Annotated in this window: 13 protein-coding genes; 8 read left to right on the plus strand and 5 right to left on the minus strand. The window is 71.2% G+C overall.

Annotated elements, in window-relative coordinates; all coding sequences use genetic code 11:
* The first annotated feature begins 101 nt into the window (after window positions 1-101).
* From ABZS42_RS18000 to ABZS42_RS18030, 7 genes are all read left to right on the plus strand, one after another.
* Complete coding sequence (locus ABZS42_RS18000; RefSeq protein ID WP_355146561.1) at window positions 102-1,019, plus strand: nucleoside hydrolase; 918 nt, start codon at window positions 102-104, stop codon at window positions 1,017-1,019.
* A gap of 70 nt (window positions 1,020-1,089) precedes the next feature.
* Window positions 1,090-1,290: a hypothetical protein gene (locus tag ABZS42_RS18005; RefSeq protein WP_355146563.1), complete on the plus strand. Its 201-nt coding sequence runs from the start codon at window positions 1,090-1,092 to the stop codon at window positions 1,288-1,290.
* On the plus strand, window positions 1,287-2,486 hold the full coding sequence (locus ABZS42_RS18010) for a hypothetical protein (protein ID WP_355146565.1): 1,200 nt from the start codon (window positions 1,287-1,289) through the stop codon (window positions 2,484-2,486). The genes ABZS42_RS18005 and ABZS42_RS18010 overlap by 4 nt, the downstream gene beginning before the upstream one ends.
* A 70-nt stretch (window positions 2,487-2,556) precedes the next feature.
* Entirely contained in the window at window positions 2,557-3,144 is a 588-nt protein-coding gene (locus ABZS42_RS18015) for a TetR/AcrR family transcriptional regulator (RefSeq protein ID WP_355146567.1), read from the plus strand.
* Between the two features lie 323 nt (window positions 3,145-3,467).
* Entirely contained in the window at window positions 3,468-4,772 is a 1,305-nt protein-coding gene (locus ABZS42_RS18020; RefSeq protein WP_355146568.1) for an MFS transporter, read from the plus strand.
* Between the two features lie 47 nt (window positions 4,773-4,819).
* On the plus strand, window positions 4,820-5,440 hold the full coding sequence (locus ABZS42_RS18025; protein ID WP_355146570.1) for an L-threonylcarbamoyladenylate synthase: 621 nt from the start codon (window positions 4,820-4,822) through the stop codon (window positions 5,438-5,440).
* A gap of 31 nt (window positions 5,441-5,471) precedes the next feature.
* The gene (locus ABZS42_RS18030) at window positions 5,472-5,783 is read left to right on the plus strand and encodes a hypothetical protein (protein ID WP_355146572.1); all 312 of its coding nucleotides are present in this window, start codon (window positions 5,472-5,474) and stop codon (window positions 5,781-5,783) included.
* Here the strand turns inward: ABZS42_RS18030 and ABZS42_RS18035 are convergent.
* A complete protein-coding gene (locus ABZS42_RS18035; protein ID WP_355146574.1) occupies window positions 5,725-7,890 on the minus strand; it encodes an FUSC family protein in 2,166 nt (721 codons plus the stop codon). The genes ABZS42_RS18030 and ABZS42_RS18035 overlap by 59 nt on opposite strands.
* A gap of 221 nt (window positions 7,891-8,111) precedes the next feature.
* Here ABZS42_RS18035 and ABZS42_RS18040 point away from each other — a divergent pair, with 221 nt between their 5' ends.
* The gene (locus ABZS42_RS18040) at window positions 8,112-10,484 is read left to right on the plus strand and encodes a beta-N-acetylglucosaminidase domain-containing protein (protein WP_355146575.1); all 2,373 of its coding nucleotides are present in this window, start codon (window positions 8,112-8,114) and stop codon (window positions 10,482-10,484) included.
* 123 nt (window positions 10,485-10,607) lie between these two features.
* Here ABZS42_RS18040 and ABZS42_RS18045 read toward each other — a convergent pair whose 3' ends face one another.
* The 4 genes from ABZS42_RS18045 to ABZS42_RS18060 form a co-directional block, all read right to left on the minus strand.
* A complete protein-coding gene (locus ABZS42_RS18045; RefSeq protein WP_355146577.1) occupies window positions 10,608-10,940 on the minus strand; it encodes a putative quinol monooxygenase in 333 nt (110 codons plus the stop codon).
* A gap of 221 nt (window positions 10,941-11,161) precedes the next feature.
* On the minus strand, window positions 11,162-11,920 hold the full coding sequence (locus tag ABZS42_RS18050; RefSeq protein WP_355146579.1) for an N-acetyltransferase: 759 nt from the start codon (window positions 11,918-11,920) through the stop codon (window positions 11,162-11,164).
* Between the two features lie 305 nt (window positions 11,921-12,225).
* Entirely contained in the window at window positions 12,226-12,516 is a 291-nt protein-coding gene (locus ABZS42_RS18055; protein ID WP_355146581.1) for a hypothetical protein, read from the minus strand.
* A gap of 267 nt (window positions 12,517-12,783) precedes the next feature.
* On the minus strand, window positions 12,784-13,800 hold the full coding sequence (locus tag ABZS42_RS18060; RefSeq protein WP_355146583.1) for a methyltransferase: 1,017 nt from the start codon (window positions 13,798-13,800) through the stop codon (window positions 12,784-12,786).
* Between the last annotated feature and the right edge of the window lie 81 nt (window positions 13,801-13,881).

Below are 13,881 nucleotides of genomic sequence, written 5' to 3' on the forward strand. Positions count from 1 at the left end.
GTCCGCTCGTCGCAGCGAGCCGTACATTGGCCGAGCGGGCCGCGCAGACCAGGCTGAGTCCTGCTGCCTGCCGGCCCGCCGGCTCGGATAATCGACCCGCCATGGAGAACACCCCGGTCCTGCTGGACACCGACATCGGCAACGACATCGACGATGCCGTCTGCCTTGCGTACCTGCTCGCGCAGCCGCGCTGTGAGCTGCTGGGCATCACCACGGTGACCGCCGAGCCGCAGCGGCGGGCCGCTCTCGCCAGCGTGCTCTGCCGGGCCGCGGGACGTACGGTGCCGATCTATCCAGGGGCGGCCGAGCCGTTGGCCGGTCCGCCGGTGCAGGGGCCGCCGCCGCAGGCGGCCGCCCTGGCCCGGTGGGACCACGAGGCGTCGTTTCCGGCGGGTGAGGCGGTGGAGTTCCTGCGGCGGACGATCCGGGCGCGGCCGGGTGAGGTCACCTTGCTGGCGATCGGCCCGCTGACGAACGTGGCGCTGCTGTTCGCCGTGGATCCGGAGATCCCGTCGCTGCTGGGGTCGCTGGTGCTGATGGGTGGGGCGTTCGCCACGGTGCCGGGTCCGGAGTGGAACATCCACTGCGACCCGCACGCGGCGGCGCGGGTGTACGAGGGCCGGGTGCGGGTTCACCGCTCGATCGGTCTCGACGTGACGACTCGGGTGCGCATGGAGGTGGACGCCTTCCTGGAGCACTGCACCACCCCGCTGCTGCGACCGGTCGCGGACATGGCCGCGTCGTGGTTCGCCGAGCGTCGCGAGGTCACCTTCCACGATCCGCTGGCCGCGGCGACGCTGTTCGACCCGGCGCTGTGCGCGTTCGCCTCCGGTGAGGTGACCGTCGACCGGGCGGCCTGGCCAGCGGCGGGCGTGACGACGTGGCGGCCCGCGGAGCAGGGCGGGCGCGGGCCGCACGAGGTGGCCGTCGGCGTACGTCCGGAGGCCTTCCTCGACCACTACCTGACGATCCTCGACGCCGCGCCGCACGGCGTCCGGGTCGATCGCCGCCGACCGTGAGTCAGCGGGTGGAGCATGCGTAGGGCGAGCAGGCGTTGCGCAGGTGGGCCGGTGTGGTGGCTGGGGTGAGGTGCCGCTGATCGTCCTCGCCCGTTCCGGCGAATACAGCTCACCGCTCGGCCTAGCATTGTTCGTGGTCAAGAATCGGACGTCCGGGAACCAGCCGATGGTCGGCTCGGGCGTCGTCGCCACGCTTTCCATGATCGTCGCGTTCCTGGTGTTCCAGCGCCGGTTCGTGCAGGGCATCCTGATGAGTGGACTCAAGGCATGAGCGTCTCGTCGTCTCGCCAGTTGGTCGAGGAGTTGTTGAACGACGGTGGGGGAGCGCTGCGACTCGCCCCGGCGTTCGTGGCGCGGGACCTGGTGCCGCCGGGCCGGCGGTTCGGTCTGCCCGAGGACGCGTACGACCTGGGGGAGCGGGGCTTCCTCTGCGAGCGGTGGCTGGGCTCGACGACGAAGGCGGACAACCGGATCGGCCCGGACGACGAGGGGCTCAGTCGCGTCGTCGACTCGTCGGGCCGGCCCCGGATGACGTTGCGGGACGCGGTGGCGGCCGACCCCGCCGCGATCATGGGCGAGGAGTACGCGGCGAGCCATCCGCAGGGTCTCGGACGGCTGGCGAAGCTGCTCGACTACGGCGCGCGGATCCCGTACCACATCCATCCGCCGCAGCGGTTCGCCGAGTTGCTGGGCCGCCGGTCGAAGGATGAGGCGTACTACTTTCCGTCCGGCGTCGATGCCGGCCCGCACCCGGAGACGTTCTTCGGGGTGCACCCGTGGATCGTCCGTGAGGGCGCGTACGACGTGCTCCTGCCGTACCTCATCGACTGGGACAGCGACCTGATCCTGCGGCATTCGCGTGCCGAGTTGCAGGTGCCGGACGAGGGGTTCCAGGTGCCCTCGGGGGTGCTGCACGGGCCGGGCACGGCGCTCACCGTGGAGTTGCAGGAGGACTCGGACGTCTTCGCGATGTTCCAGGCGCTCAACGCCGGCCGGATCATCTCCAAGGAACTGCTCTTCCACGACGTACGCCCGGCCGACCGCGAGGCGCACGGCGAACGCTTCCCGCTCAACTTCGTGGAGTGGGAGCTCAACGGCGATCCGTACTTCTACGAGAACAACCACCTGAGCCCGCAGCCGCTCGCCACCGACGGCGGCGGCGCCGAGTGGTGGATCTTCTACAACACCCCGAAGTTCAGCGGGAAGAAGCTCGTCGTGCCCCCCGGGGGGCGGCACACGACGACCGAGAACGGGGTGTACTCGATTCTGGTCTGGTCGGGTGCCGGGCGGTATTGCGGGCTCGACGTGCGCGGCGGTGACGCCGACCGGGACGAGTTGCTGGTGAGTCATCCGGTGGCGGCGGCCCCGCACACGGTGGAGAACACCGGTGACACCGAAATGGTGGTCTTCAAGTTCTTCGGCCCGGACGTCAACGACCCTCCGTCGATCACGAGGTTCGCGGGTTAGGGCGCTGCGTCGACGACGCAGCGAGGTAGGTCACGTGGCCACCATACGTACTAGTATGTATGGTCGTGAGGTGGCCAGACAACAGGACGACGCGCGTGAGCGTCTGATCGAGGGAACCTCAGAGCTGCTCTGGGAGCGCGGGTACGTGGGAATCAGTCCGGCGGCCATCCTGCGCCGGTCCGGAGTCGGACAGGGCAGCATGTACCACCACTTCCAGGGCAAGCCGGATCTTGTTCTGGCCGCGGAGCAACACAGCGCCGCGTTGATGCAGGAGGAGCTGAGGTCCGTCCTGACCGGCGACGGGACGGCGTTCGACCGGATCGCCGCGTACCTGTTGAGGGAGCGCGACGCGCTCCGCGGGTGCCGGGTGGGCCGGCTGGTCGCCGATCCGGAGGTGGTCGTCAACGATCAGCTCCGCGAGCCGGTCCGGGAGACCTTCGCGCTCCTGCACCGGTTTCTCGTCGAGGTGATCGAGGAGGGCAAGGCGGCCGGTGAATTCGGTCCGGCACTGGATGCCGAGGAGACGGCCGCCACGCTGGCGGCGGTGGTTCAGGGCGGGTACGCCCTGGCGCGCGCGGAGCAGTCGGTCGTGCCGTACGAACGTGCCGTCCGGGGTGCCCTGGGGTTGCTCAAGGCCGCCGCACCCGGCGCCGGGTGAGCCGATCGCCGAAGGGGCGGTGAGGCGACCCGGCCAGGGCCTCGGCGGGGTGACCCGGGCGGCCGCTGTTCCCGGTTGAACGATCCCCTCGGTCAGGCGCGCCCTCGCGCCCGGCAACCTCCGCGGAGGTGCCCGTTCGTCTCCGCGCTCCTCGCGTATCCCGCTGCGCTCCTGGACGCGCCGCGCTTCGTCGTGCCCGGAATCCGGGCGGCCCTGTCACAAGAAATGCCGCGGAAACGGGATCCGTCCGCCCGAGCATATCTACATACATCGATTCAATGTGTCGGCGTACGGCCGGCGGCCATAGCTTGAGGAGAACCCGAATGTCCATCGATCCACCAGTGACCGCCCGCCGCGGTGCACCCGTCGTTCAGGGGGCGCCACCGGCCGACCTCGATCCCGGTCACCGCCGGGCGGCCCGCCGACGATCGACGGCCCTGCTCACGGTCGGTCTGGTACTGCTGGCGGTGAACCTCCGCCCCGGGGTGGTGGCAGTTGCGCCGTTGCTGGACACCATGCGTGCCGACACCGGCATGTCGACCGGGATGGCCGGCCTGCTCACCACCCTTCCCCTGCTCTGTTTCGGCCTGCTGGCCCCGCTCGCGCCGCGCCTCGGGCGTCGGTTCGGGGTGAACCCCGTACTCCTGCTGATGATGGCGTTGCTGGCCGTCGGCACGGTGCTGCGGTTGCTGCACCCCACGAGCATGCTGCTGGTAGGCACCCTCCTCGTGGGCGCGGCGATCGCGGTGGCCAACGTGCTGCTACCCGGTGTGATCAAGCAGGAGTTCCGCTCGCGGGTCGCGCTCATGTCGGGCGTCTACAGCATGTCGCTGTTCATCGGCGCGGCACTCGCCGCGGGTCTTACCCTGCCGATCCGGAACACCCTGCACCTCGGCTGGCGGCCGACGCTGGCCGTGTGGGGGCTCCTCGCCGTGTTGGCCCTGCTCGTGTGGCTGCCGCAGCTGCGCCACCGGGCGGCGAAGGAGAGCCCGGGTACGTCCCGGTCGCGTGGTGGTGACGTCAACGACGAGCTGGTGCGGGGACTCTGGACCCATCCGGTGGCGTGGTTCGTGGCGTTCTACTTCGCGGCGCAGGCGCTGGTCTTCTACTCCGCGGCGGCGTGGCTGCCGACCATCCTCACCGGCACCGGAATGTCCTCCGGCGCGGCCGGCTGGATGCTCTCCTTCTCCAGCCTGACCGCGATCGTCGGAGCGCTGGTCACCCCGATGGTCGCCAACCGCTGGCTCCATCCCGGCGTCCTGGTGCTGCTGAGCGCCGTGCTGACCATGATCGCGTTCGCCGGCCTCCTGGTGATGCCGGATGCGGACACCTACCTGTGGATGGCGCTGATGGGCGTGGGGCAGGGCGCGGGCCTGAGCCTGTCGGTGATGTTCATCGTGTTGCGCGCGCCGGACGCCCGGCACGCCGCCCAGCTCTCGAGCATGGCGCAGTGCTCCGGGTACGTCCTCGCGGCCGTCGGCCCCTTCGCCCTCGGAGCCCTGCACGACTCCACCAGCGGCTGGGGGCTTCCCCTGGCGGTGCTGATCGCCCTCGGCGTGCCCACGATCGCCTGCGGGCTCAGCTCGGCCCGGAACCGGTACGCGTCCCGCGAGGTCACCGTGGCCTGACGACGGCGCGTGGGCTGCGGGCTACCGCGGAGCACTAGTCTCGACGCATGGCGAGGTACTACGACGTGCACCCGGACAACCCGCAGCCCCGGGCCATCGGCCAGATCGTCGACCTGGTCCGTGGCGGTGGCCTCATCGCGTACCCCACCGACTCGTGTTACGCCCTCGGTTGCCAGCTCGGCAACCAGGACGGTCTCGACCGGATCCGCCAGATCCGGCAGCTCGACGAGCGACACCACTTCACCCTGGTGTGCCGGGACTTCGCGCAGCTCGGTCAGTTCGTCAAGGTCAGCAACTCGGTCTTCCGCCTCGTGAAGGCGTCGACCCCCGGCAGCTACACGTTCATCCTGCCGGCCACCCGGGAGGTGCCGCGCCGGATGCTGCATCCCCGCAAGCGCACCGTCGGGGTGCGCGTACCGGACCACACGGTCACTCAGGCGCTCCTGGCCGAACTCGGCGAGCCGCTGGTGTCGAGCACGTTGATCCTGCCCGGCGACGACGAGTCGATGACCCAGGGGTGGGAGATCAAGGAGCGGCTCGACCATCTCGTCGACGCGGTGCTCGACGCCGGCGAGTGCGGCAAGGAACCGACCACCGTGATCGATCTGTCCGAGGACGAGCCGGAGATCCTGCGCCGTGGAGCAGGAGACACTTCCCGCTTCGAGTAGAGCCAGGTGACGGATCTTCTTCGAGAGCTACGTGCACGCGCTCCACGACGGTCCTGGACCGAGCAGTTCCGCGCCTCGGTCGTCGCCGCCTGGACCGGGCCGGTCGAGGAACTGCTGGACCGGGCCGGTCGAGGAACTGTTCGTCCGGCTCGGGTTCGACGACGCGGAGGCGCGCCGGCGAGCCCGGCTCGGGCTCGCCGCGACCGGCGGCCTCCTGCTCGACCTGCTCATCACCGGCGACCGGGAGACCCTCGACAGCGCGGCGGAGCTGTTCGCGCGGATCATCAACGCGCCACCTCCGATGACGAACCCCGTCCCGGCACAGGACGGTCGGACGAACTGACCTGCGTGATGTGATCGACGAGGTTGGCGAGCAGGAAGTTCAGCTCGACGAGGTGCCGGATCTGTTGGCTGGCGCCGCGTTCGTCGAGCAACGGACGGATGTGGTCCAGCTCGTCCACACAGCTGGTCGAGATGAGCGCGGAGCGCGGTGCGTCGCCGTGGGCGATCTGGTCGGCGATCTCGTCGTACGCCGAGCGCACCCGGACCGCGCTGCCGCGCAGATGCGCGGCCGCTTCCGGCCAGTCGGCCAGGCAGCCGGGTGGATTACGGTGCAGTGCCGCCGGGATGCCGTGCAGCGCGTGGTGCCCGACGGCCAGGACCGCCTGCCAGTCCACCCCACCGGAGCGCGGATCGTGGCGTTCGGAGTGGTACTGGGCGTACGAGGCGTCGGCGAGCGACGCCGCCCGGGTGGCCAGGACGAGTACGCCATCCGGCCGCGGACCGCCGAGCGTCGCCTCGACGGCCTGCTCGACCAGGGGTCCGATCGCCCGCAGGTAGCCGGCGGTGTTCTTCCGCAGGTCGTGGCGGGCGCCACGCGGCCACACGAGCACGCCGGCGAGGATTCCGACCGCCGCACCGACCAGGACGTTCACGAGGCGCGCCTCGGCAAGCTGGGGGCCGGCGGGCGCGAGCTGAGCGAAGACGAACGTGAGCAGCAGGGTGAACAGCGCCTGCGCCCAGGACGGGCCGAGCAGCCGGCCGACGGTGAACGCCAGCACCATGGTGACCGGCAGCGCGACGACGTAGACGATCGAGAGGTTGACGAAGATCATGAGCACGGCGCTGATGAGCGCGCCGGCGATGGTGCCCAGCACGGCCGGCCGCAGCGCCGTGCGTGTGTCCACGGCCGAGGTGCGCAGTACGGTGAGCGTCGCCAACAGCACCCAGAAGCCGTGCTGCAGGGGCAACACACCGGCGATCACCCGGGCGAAGGCCAGCGCTACGGCGAGCCGCAGCGCCGTCTGGAGCAGGGCGGAGCGAAACGTCAGGTGTGCCCGGAACTGCTGCCAGTACAGCCGCCACCCGCGGTGCCGGGCACTGCCGATCACGCCCTGGTAGGCGGCCACCGCGGGATCCTCGTCGGAACCCGGGAACCCGGCGGCGGCCCGACCGGAGACGGCCAGGATGCTCACCTGGTCGGCGAGGCTCAGCGCCCCGGCGTCCAGGCACAGCCGCCGCAGGTCCGCCGAGGTCGCGGGGAACGCCCGCTCGGACTCGCCGATCGCGGCGGTCAGGCGGTCGAGGGACACCGGCGGCTCCTCGCGCCGCAGGGTCAGCACGACGGCCCGAGTCGTGTCGGCACACGTCCGGAGCAGCCGCGCCGCCGGCAGAACGGGCGGCGGCTGCGCCGGGACCGCCGCGAGGATCCGCCGCACCTTGACGAGCGTTCCCCGGAGGGCCGCCTCGCACCCCCGCAGCCCGCGGTCGCGTAGGGCGGCGCCGGTCGGTCGCTCGGTCGCCGGAAAATCCGCCAGTCTGAGCGCGGCCACCGACTCGGCGGCCCGTTCCTGCCACACCGTCCGCTCGTGGGGATCGCGTCCGGTGCCGGAGAGCAGCTGCGCGGTGCCGCCCAGCAACGCCGCTACGCGGTCCGCGGCACGGACGACGCGCTGACGGTACGAGACGGGCGCCGGGTCCGGCCAGAGCAGCACCTCGGCGATGGCGAGCAGCACCACCGCGAGCGTCACACCGATCAGCCGCTGCGGCAGGGTGGCCGGCTCGTACGGGGGGAAGGACGCGAGTATGTAGAACAGCTGCAACGCGCCGACCAGGCCGGCCAGGCGCGGCCCACCGGTGCCGGCGAACGCCACGGTGAATCCGATGACCAGCATCCCACCCGACGCCGCCCAGACGTTCCCCGCCAGCATGGTGCCCACTGAGATCAGCACCCAGGCCGCCGGTAGTGCCAGGAGCAGGACCCGGGAGCGCTCGCCAGGCGGGCCCGGCAGTTGGGTAAAGGCACCCATGGAGACCGCGCCGAAGAGCGCGTACGTGGCCAGGGTCGGGTCACCCGCGCCGTAGCGGCCGCCGTAGAAGCCGGCGGACGCGACGAGGGTCAGCCGGGCGGCACGTCGTAGGACGACGTACCCGGGGTCACGGTGATGCACCCAGGCCAGGAGACCGGTTCCGAGCACCCTGGACCCCCGTCGCACGCACCTCAGTCCCGGCCCATTGTCCATCCCGCAGCCCTGGCAGCGACGGCTTTCGGGGCAAATCCCGCCCACGGGGTTGTGCCGCCCCGCTCTGGCGAGCGGTAGGTTGCCGGTATGGACATTGATGATCACCGTGCCCGTCCCGCTCCACTCTGTACCGAGACCCGGAGGTGACCGTGAGGACGCACCCGCGCCTGTCGCGTCGGCTGGCCGGCGTCGCCGCCGCCGCGCTCACCGCCGCGCTGCTCGCCGTGCCGGCACCGGTCACCGGCGCGCCGCCGGCCGGCCCCCTACCCCAGATCACCCCCGTGCCGCAGCAGATCAGCCGATCCGGCTCGGACGTCGTCGTCCCCGGACGGGTCGAACTCGTCGTCGGTTCGGATACCGACGCCGCCGCCCGGCAGCTCCTCGTCGACCTGCTCCGCGGCCACGGCGCCGACCGGGTCGACCTGGTGAGCAGACCATCCGGCCGAGCGCCGCTGTCGATCCGGCTCGGCCCGGCCGACCGCGCGGACGTCGCGGACGCGCTGCAGACCGCCGTACCCGAGCACGCTGAGGGGTACGCAGTGAACGTCAGCCGGTCCGGTGCGCCGCTGGGCCGGGTCGCGCTCGGCGGCGCGGACGCCGCCGGGCAGTACTACGCCGTACAGACTCTGCGGCAGCTCTTCGTGCCCACCGACGACGGCGACTGGCGGATCGCCGGCGCAACGGTGCGGGACTACCCGGCCATGCCACTGCGGGGCACGATCGAGGGCTTCTACGGCCAGCCCTGGAGCCACCAGGAGCGGCTGAACCAGCTCGCGTTCTACGGGGCGGTCAAGGCGAACACCTACATCTACGCGCCGAAGGACGACCCGTACCACCGGGAGCGGTGGCGCGAGGCGTACCCGGCCGCGAAGCTGGCCGAGCTGGGCGAGCTGGTCGACCAGGCGGCCGCGCACCACGTCCGCTTCACGTTCGCGCTGTCGCCCGGCAACACGATCTGTTACAGCGGTGCGGCCGACCGTGCCGCCCTGCTCGCCAAGTTCCAGTCGATGTACGACATCGGAGTACGCGCCTACTCCATCCCGCTGGACGACATCTCCCTACGCTTCAACTGCCCGGAGGACAGCGCCCGCTACGGCGCCGCCAACCAGGGCAGCGTCGGCCGGGCCCAGGCCGAGTTGCTGAGCCATGTGCAGGAGGCGTTCGTCGGCACCCACGAGGGCACGCAGGCGCTGCAGACGGTCCCGACGCAGTACGGTGACCTGACCGAGACGGCGTACAAGCAGTCCTGGCGTACCTACCTCGATCCCGAGGTCGTCGTGATGTGGACCGGCACCGCCGTCGTACCGCCCAGCATCACCATCAGCGAGGCCGAGCAGGTCTCGCAGCTGTTCGGCCGCAAGGTGTTCGTGTGGGACAACTACCCGGTCAACGACTACGGCAACACCAGCGGCCGGCTGCTGCTGGCGCCGTACGACAAACGCGAAGCGGGGCTGTCCGAGCACCTGGCCGGCATCGTGTCGAATCCGATGAACCAGGCCGCGGCGAGCAAGATCGCCATCTTCGGCTTCGCCGATTTCACCTGGAACGACCGCGACTACGACCCGGCACGGAACTGGCGGGAGGCGATGCGTCACCTCAGCGGCGGCGACCCCGCCGCCACCCAGGCCCTGCTCGTCTTCGGCGACCTCAACCACCTGGCGCCGAGCTTCGGCGCTCCGTGGCAGCCTCAGGCGCCGGTGCTGGATGCGGCGATCCAGGCGTTCTGGACGGCCTGGCAGGCCGGTGACCGTAGCGCCGCGCTCAGCGGCCTGCGCGGCCACGTCGACCAGATCACCACCGCGCCCGCCGTCATCCGCGCCGGTGCAGTCGATTCCGACTTCGTCGCCGACGCCCGGCCGTGGCTCGACGCGACCGAACTGTGGGGAGAGTCGGCTCAGCGGATGCTGGACGCGCTGCGGGCCAGGCTCGACGGTGACGAGCCGGGCTCGGACGCGCTGGCCGTACAGTCGCAGGAGCTGCAGGACCGGGCGCGGGCGGTGGTGGTCGATCCGCCCGACAACACGTGGGGCCGGGCGCCGGTACGCATCGCCGACGGCGTGCTCGACACCTTCCTGATGCGTGCCCAGTTCGCCCTCGACCTGTGGGAACTCGGCGACGTGGAGAACCTCGCCGTCGCCGGCACGGCCACCGCCTCGAGCGTCGAGCAGGACCTCGACCGGCTCGCGGCACGCTTCGTCAACGACGGCGACAACGGCACCCGGTGGGCGTCCGGGTATTCCGACACCGAGTGGGTCCAGGTCGAGCTGGCCGAACCGGCGGTGGTCAGCGCCGTGACGGTCAACTGGGAGTCCGCCTGCGCCACGGCGTACCGGATCCAGACCTCGACCGACGGGGCCGACTGGCAGACCGTGCAGGACGTGACCGACTCCAGCTGCGCCCTCGACGTCGTGCGGCTCAACGACGCGACCCCGGTCCGTTTCGTGCGGATGCAGGGCGTCGACCGTAAGACGACGTGGGGCTACTCGATCTACGAACTGGGCGTCTACGGCGCGGCCGGCTGACGGCACACCGACACGGGGGCGCGGGACCGCCAGCCGGTCCGGCGTGATCGGCAGGACACGACCTCGGTCGTGTCCTGCCGATCCGGCGCCGCGTCGGGCTCAGGCCTGCCGTGCTCGGCGGGGTCAGGGGCGCTCCGGTACGGCCATCTCGCCGAGCTCGGACCAGTCGTCCTGCGGGACCGTCACGTTGACGATCTTCGGCGTCTCGGCGAGGTGCGGCGGCAGGGTCCGCTGTGCGGCCTGGAAGTGCGCCGACTGTACGTGCGCTCCGCCGGCGTCCGCGTCCCGGAACGCCTCGACCAGGACGTACTCCGTCGGGTCGTCGAGGCTGCGGGACCACTCGAACCACAGGCAACCCGCCTCGGCGCGGGTCGCGCGGGTGAAGTCGTCGACGATCTCGGGCCACCGGTCGGCATGCTCCGGCAACACCCGGAACTTTGCGGTAATGAAGATCATTTGGTTCCCTTCGGCTGGTCAGTAGCCATGATCGCGTAACACGGTGAATCCCACCAGACGCCCCGGACAAACAGGTGGTCGTGGAACCTGCCCTCCGCTCGCATCCCGATCTTCTCCAGCATCCGGTGCGAGGCGGGATCGTCCGGCCGGATTCGGTGCCCTGCGATCCTCGCCCGGATCTGTGAAGATCCACCAACGGTGCCCGGGAGGCACGTCGAACGTCAGTCGGCGGCCGGTGAGAGCCGGTGTCGCACCCAGACGTTCGGCTCGACGTAGACCGCTTGATCGTGCGTCACGTCGCAGTGCACCGGCACCAGCGCGTCCGGCACGCGCACCGGCCCGCTGACGTCGAAGGGCAGGCCGGTCCAGCGCCGCCAGTCGGCCAGGGTGCCGGCGATCGTCATCGACCGGGGGGCCACCCGTTCGATACGTCCACCCGCCCGTACGTGCACCCGCAGCCACGGGTCGGCCGGTAGACCGTCCGCGCGGACCTGCGCCGCGTACTCGGTCATCGGCAGGTCCGGCCGGGTGTGCTTGCCGTTCGGGCGCACCGGCGCGACCAGGGTGTCGTAACCCTGCTTCGCGGTGGCCCGGCGCATGGCGTCCAGCATCAGCGCGGACAGCCCGGTGCCGCGCCGGTCGGGCCGGATGCAGATCTCCAACGCGGAGACGATGTTGGTCTCGGCGCCGCTGAGCCGGTCGATGGTGGCCCGCTGGATCACCCGGTCCCAGCCGCCGTCGGGCAGCTCCGGCTCGGTCCAGCGCAGCGGCACCGCGTACGCCCGGGCGACCGCGCGTCCCGGCTCAGCCGAATCGACGGCGGCGAACACGAACTCCGGATACAGGTCGTGCGCGACGCTGTAGTACACCGAACCCATCGGATCCCAGAGCATGAACGGCGGCCAACCCCCGTCGAAGTCCTCGTCGAGCAGGGAAGCGAGATCCGGGCGCGCGGCGAGGCTCGCGATGTCGATGGTCACGGCCGCACGGTAGAGGGCGCGCCGGACGATCCGCACCTCATAATCGGACGCGGCACCCGCAGGCCGCCGCAGGCGGCGCCCGCGTCCCGCAGGCGTTCGGCTCCCACCTGCGGTTCCGGCGGCCGACCGGAGGACTGTGGTGGCCGGCGCCGCTCAGCTCCAGCGTCACCGGGCCACCCACAGCCGGGCCCGCAGCGGGCCGCGCGCCGGCCCGTGCCGGTCACGGCAGATGACAGGTCCCGTTGTCCCGAGGCCAGTGCTACCGGTGGTCCCGGGCCAGTGCTACCGGGCCGTGTCGTGCTGCGTCACGCTGCCGAGCGACGGGTCGCCGGCACCATCGGAGCGGCGGACCAGCTGGGCGCGACGGGGGTCGGGGCTTCGTCGGCGACGTCGCGCTGCGCCGCGCGGAGCGCCCGCTGGGCGTTGTTCCACGCGGTGCACGGCCAAGGCTCACCGGCGCACAGCAGGTTCTGGCAGCCGCCCTGGCCGTCGGGCTCGTGCGCGTCGGCGACCTCGAGGGCGAGCTTCCACAGCAGCGGGTCGGTCACCTCGTCAGGGCGATCTGTGACGGCATCGCTGCGATGTGTTTCGGACATGGCTATCCCCCCTGGGATTCGTGTGCCGCCCTACCTTGACCGCTGCCTCCCCCCGGTAAACCTCGACGGCTGGGCGGCCTGAGCTGCCGAGGTCTCCGTCCGGGATTGTTGCCGACGCGGCCCGGTCCACCCAGCCCTGCGCGTCGACGTGTCGCAGTCATCACGGCACATGCGCCCCAATAGCCGTCCGAGATCACTGTCCGCAGTGTCATGACGCCGTACGGTCATCGGTTTGCTGACCTGCGTCGACGGCGCGAGCGGTCGCGGTCAGGGTCGGCGGGCCACCACCGCCCCGTTGGCGCCCGGGGCGTCGAACGCCACCGTACGGATGTCGACGAAACCGGTGCCGGCGAGCCACGCGACGTACTCGGCTCCGGAGTAGTTCCGGCCGCCCTCCGTCTCGACCACCATGTTCATACCCATCAGCGCCGCCTCCGGCGGCCCGGTGCGCTCGTCGTTCAGCAGGAGCTCGCAGATGACGACCGCTCCGCCGGGCGGCAGCGCGGCATGGCACTTCGCGAGCAGTGCCCGGTTCGTGGGCTCGTCCCAGTCGTGCAGGATCATGCTCAGCAGGATGACGTCGTGTCCGCCCGGCAGCGCGGGGTCGGCGAGGAAGTCGCCGGCGACGGTGCTGATCCGACCGCTCAGGTCGGCCGCCGCGATCCGCTGCTCGGCCCGTACGAGGACGTGCGGCAGGTCGAGCACGGTCGCCCGCAGGTCCGGCAGGTGCCGACACAACTCGATCGGGAACGCCGCCGCCCCGCCACCGACGTCGAGCAGCGATCGATGCGAATCGAAGCCGTACGCGCCGGCCAACGCCCGGGCGGTGAAGCTGGACGTGGAGTACATCGCGTCCCAGAACTGGCTGATCATCTCCGGGTCGCTGGTGTCGAACATCGATTGCTGGCTCTGCGGATCCCAGGTCAGCGGCCGGTCGGTGCGCAACGCGTCGGCGATGCGATGCCACGGCAGGTACGTGCGCAGGTCCGAGTAGCGGATCTGCCCGCCGAAGTAGTACGGGCGGCCCTCGACCAGGAACTGCTCGGCGAGTTCGGAGTTGCGGTAGCCGTCGCCCGCGCGTTCGAGCAGGCCGAGGGAGGCGCTCGCCGCCAGCAGCATGTCCGCCGGGCGCTCGGCCAGGCCGAACTCGGCGGCCGCCTGGTCGACGGTGATGGTGCGCCCACCGGCGAGCCGGGTGAACAGGCCGAGTTCGACGCCGACGGCGAGGGTCTTGAAGCCCCACGCGCCGGCGACGAGACTCATCAGAGGAGTTGGACTGATCATGATCACATCAGAGCATGCGCATGTATGACAGATTCCGCCGGGCTCGACGTTCCAGGAATGCGCGGCGAGGCCCGGAATCCG

It is taken from the genome of Micromonospora sp. NPDC005367 (assembly GCF_040606825.1).
In the GTDB taxonomy this organism is placed as follows: Bacteria; Actinomycetota; Actinomycetes; order Mycobacteriales; family Micromonosporaceae; genus Micromonospora.

Excerpts from the sequence above, each read along its gene's own strand:
- ABZS42_RS18060 (WP_355146583.1), bottom strand. The coding sequence starts at position 13,800 with ATGATCAGTCCAACTCCTCTGATGAGTCTCGTCGCCGGCGCGTGGGGC.
- ABZS42_RS18045 (WP_355146577.1), bottom strand. The coding sequence starts at position 10,940 with ATGATCTTCATTACCGCAAAGTTCCGGGTGTTGCCGGAGCATGCCGAC.
- ABZS42_RS18055 (WP_355146581.1), bottom strand. The coding sequence starts at position 12,516 with ATGTCCGAAACACATCGCAGCGATGCCGTCACAGATCGCCCTGACGAG.
- ABZS42_RS18020 (WP_355146568.1), top strand. The coding sequence starts at position 3,468 with ATGTCCATCGATCCACCAGTGACCGCCCGCCGCGGTGCACCCGTCGTT.
- ABZS42_RS18025 (WP_355146570.1), top strand. The coding sequence starts at position 4,820 with ATGGCGAGGTACTACGACGTGCACCCGGACAACCCGCAGCCCCGGGCC.
- ABZS42_RS18000 (WP_355146561.1), top strand. The coding sequence starts at position 102 with ATGGAGAACACCCCGGTCCTGCTGGACACCGACATCGGCAACGACATC.
- ABZS42_RS18010 (WP_355146565.1), top strand. The coding sequence starts at position 1,287 with ATGAGCGTCTCGTCGTCTCGCCAGTTGGTCGAGGAGTTGTTGAACGAC.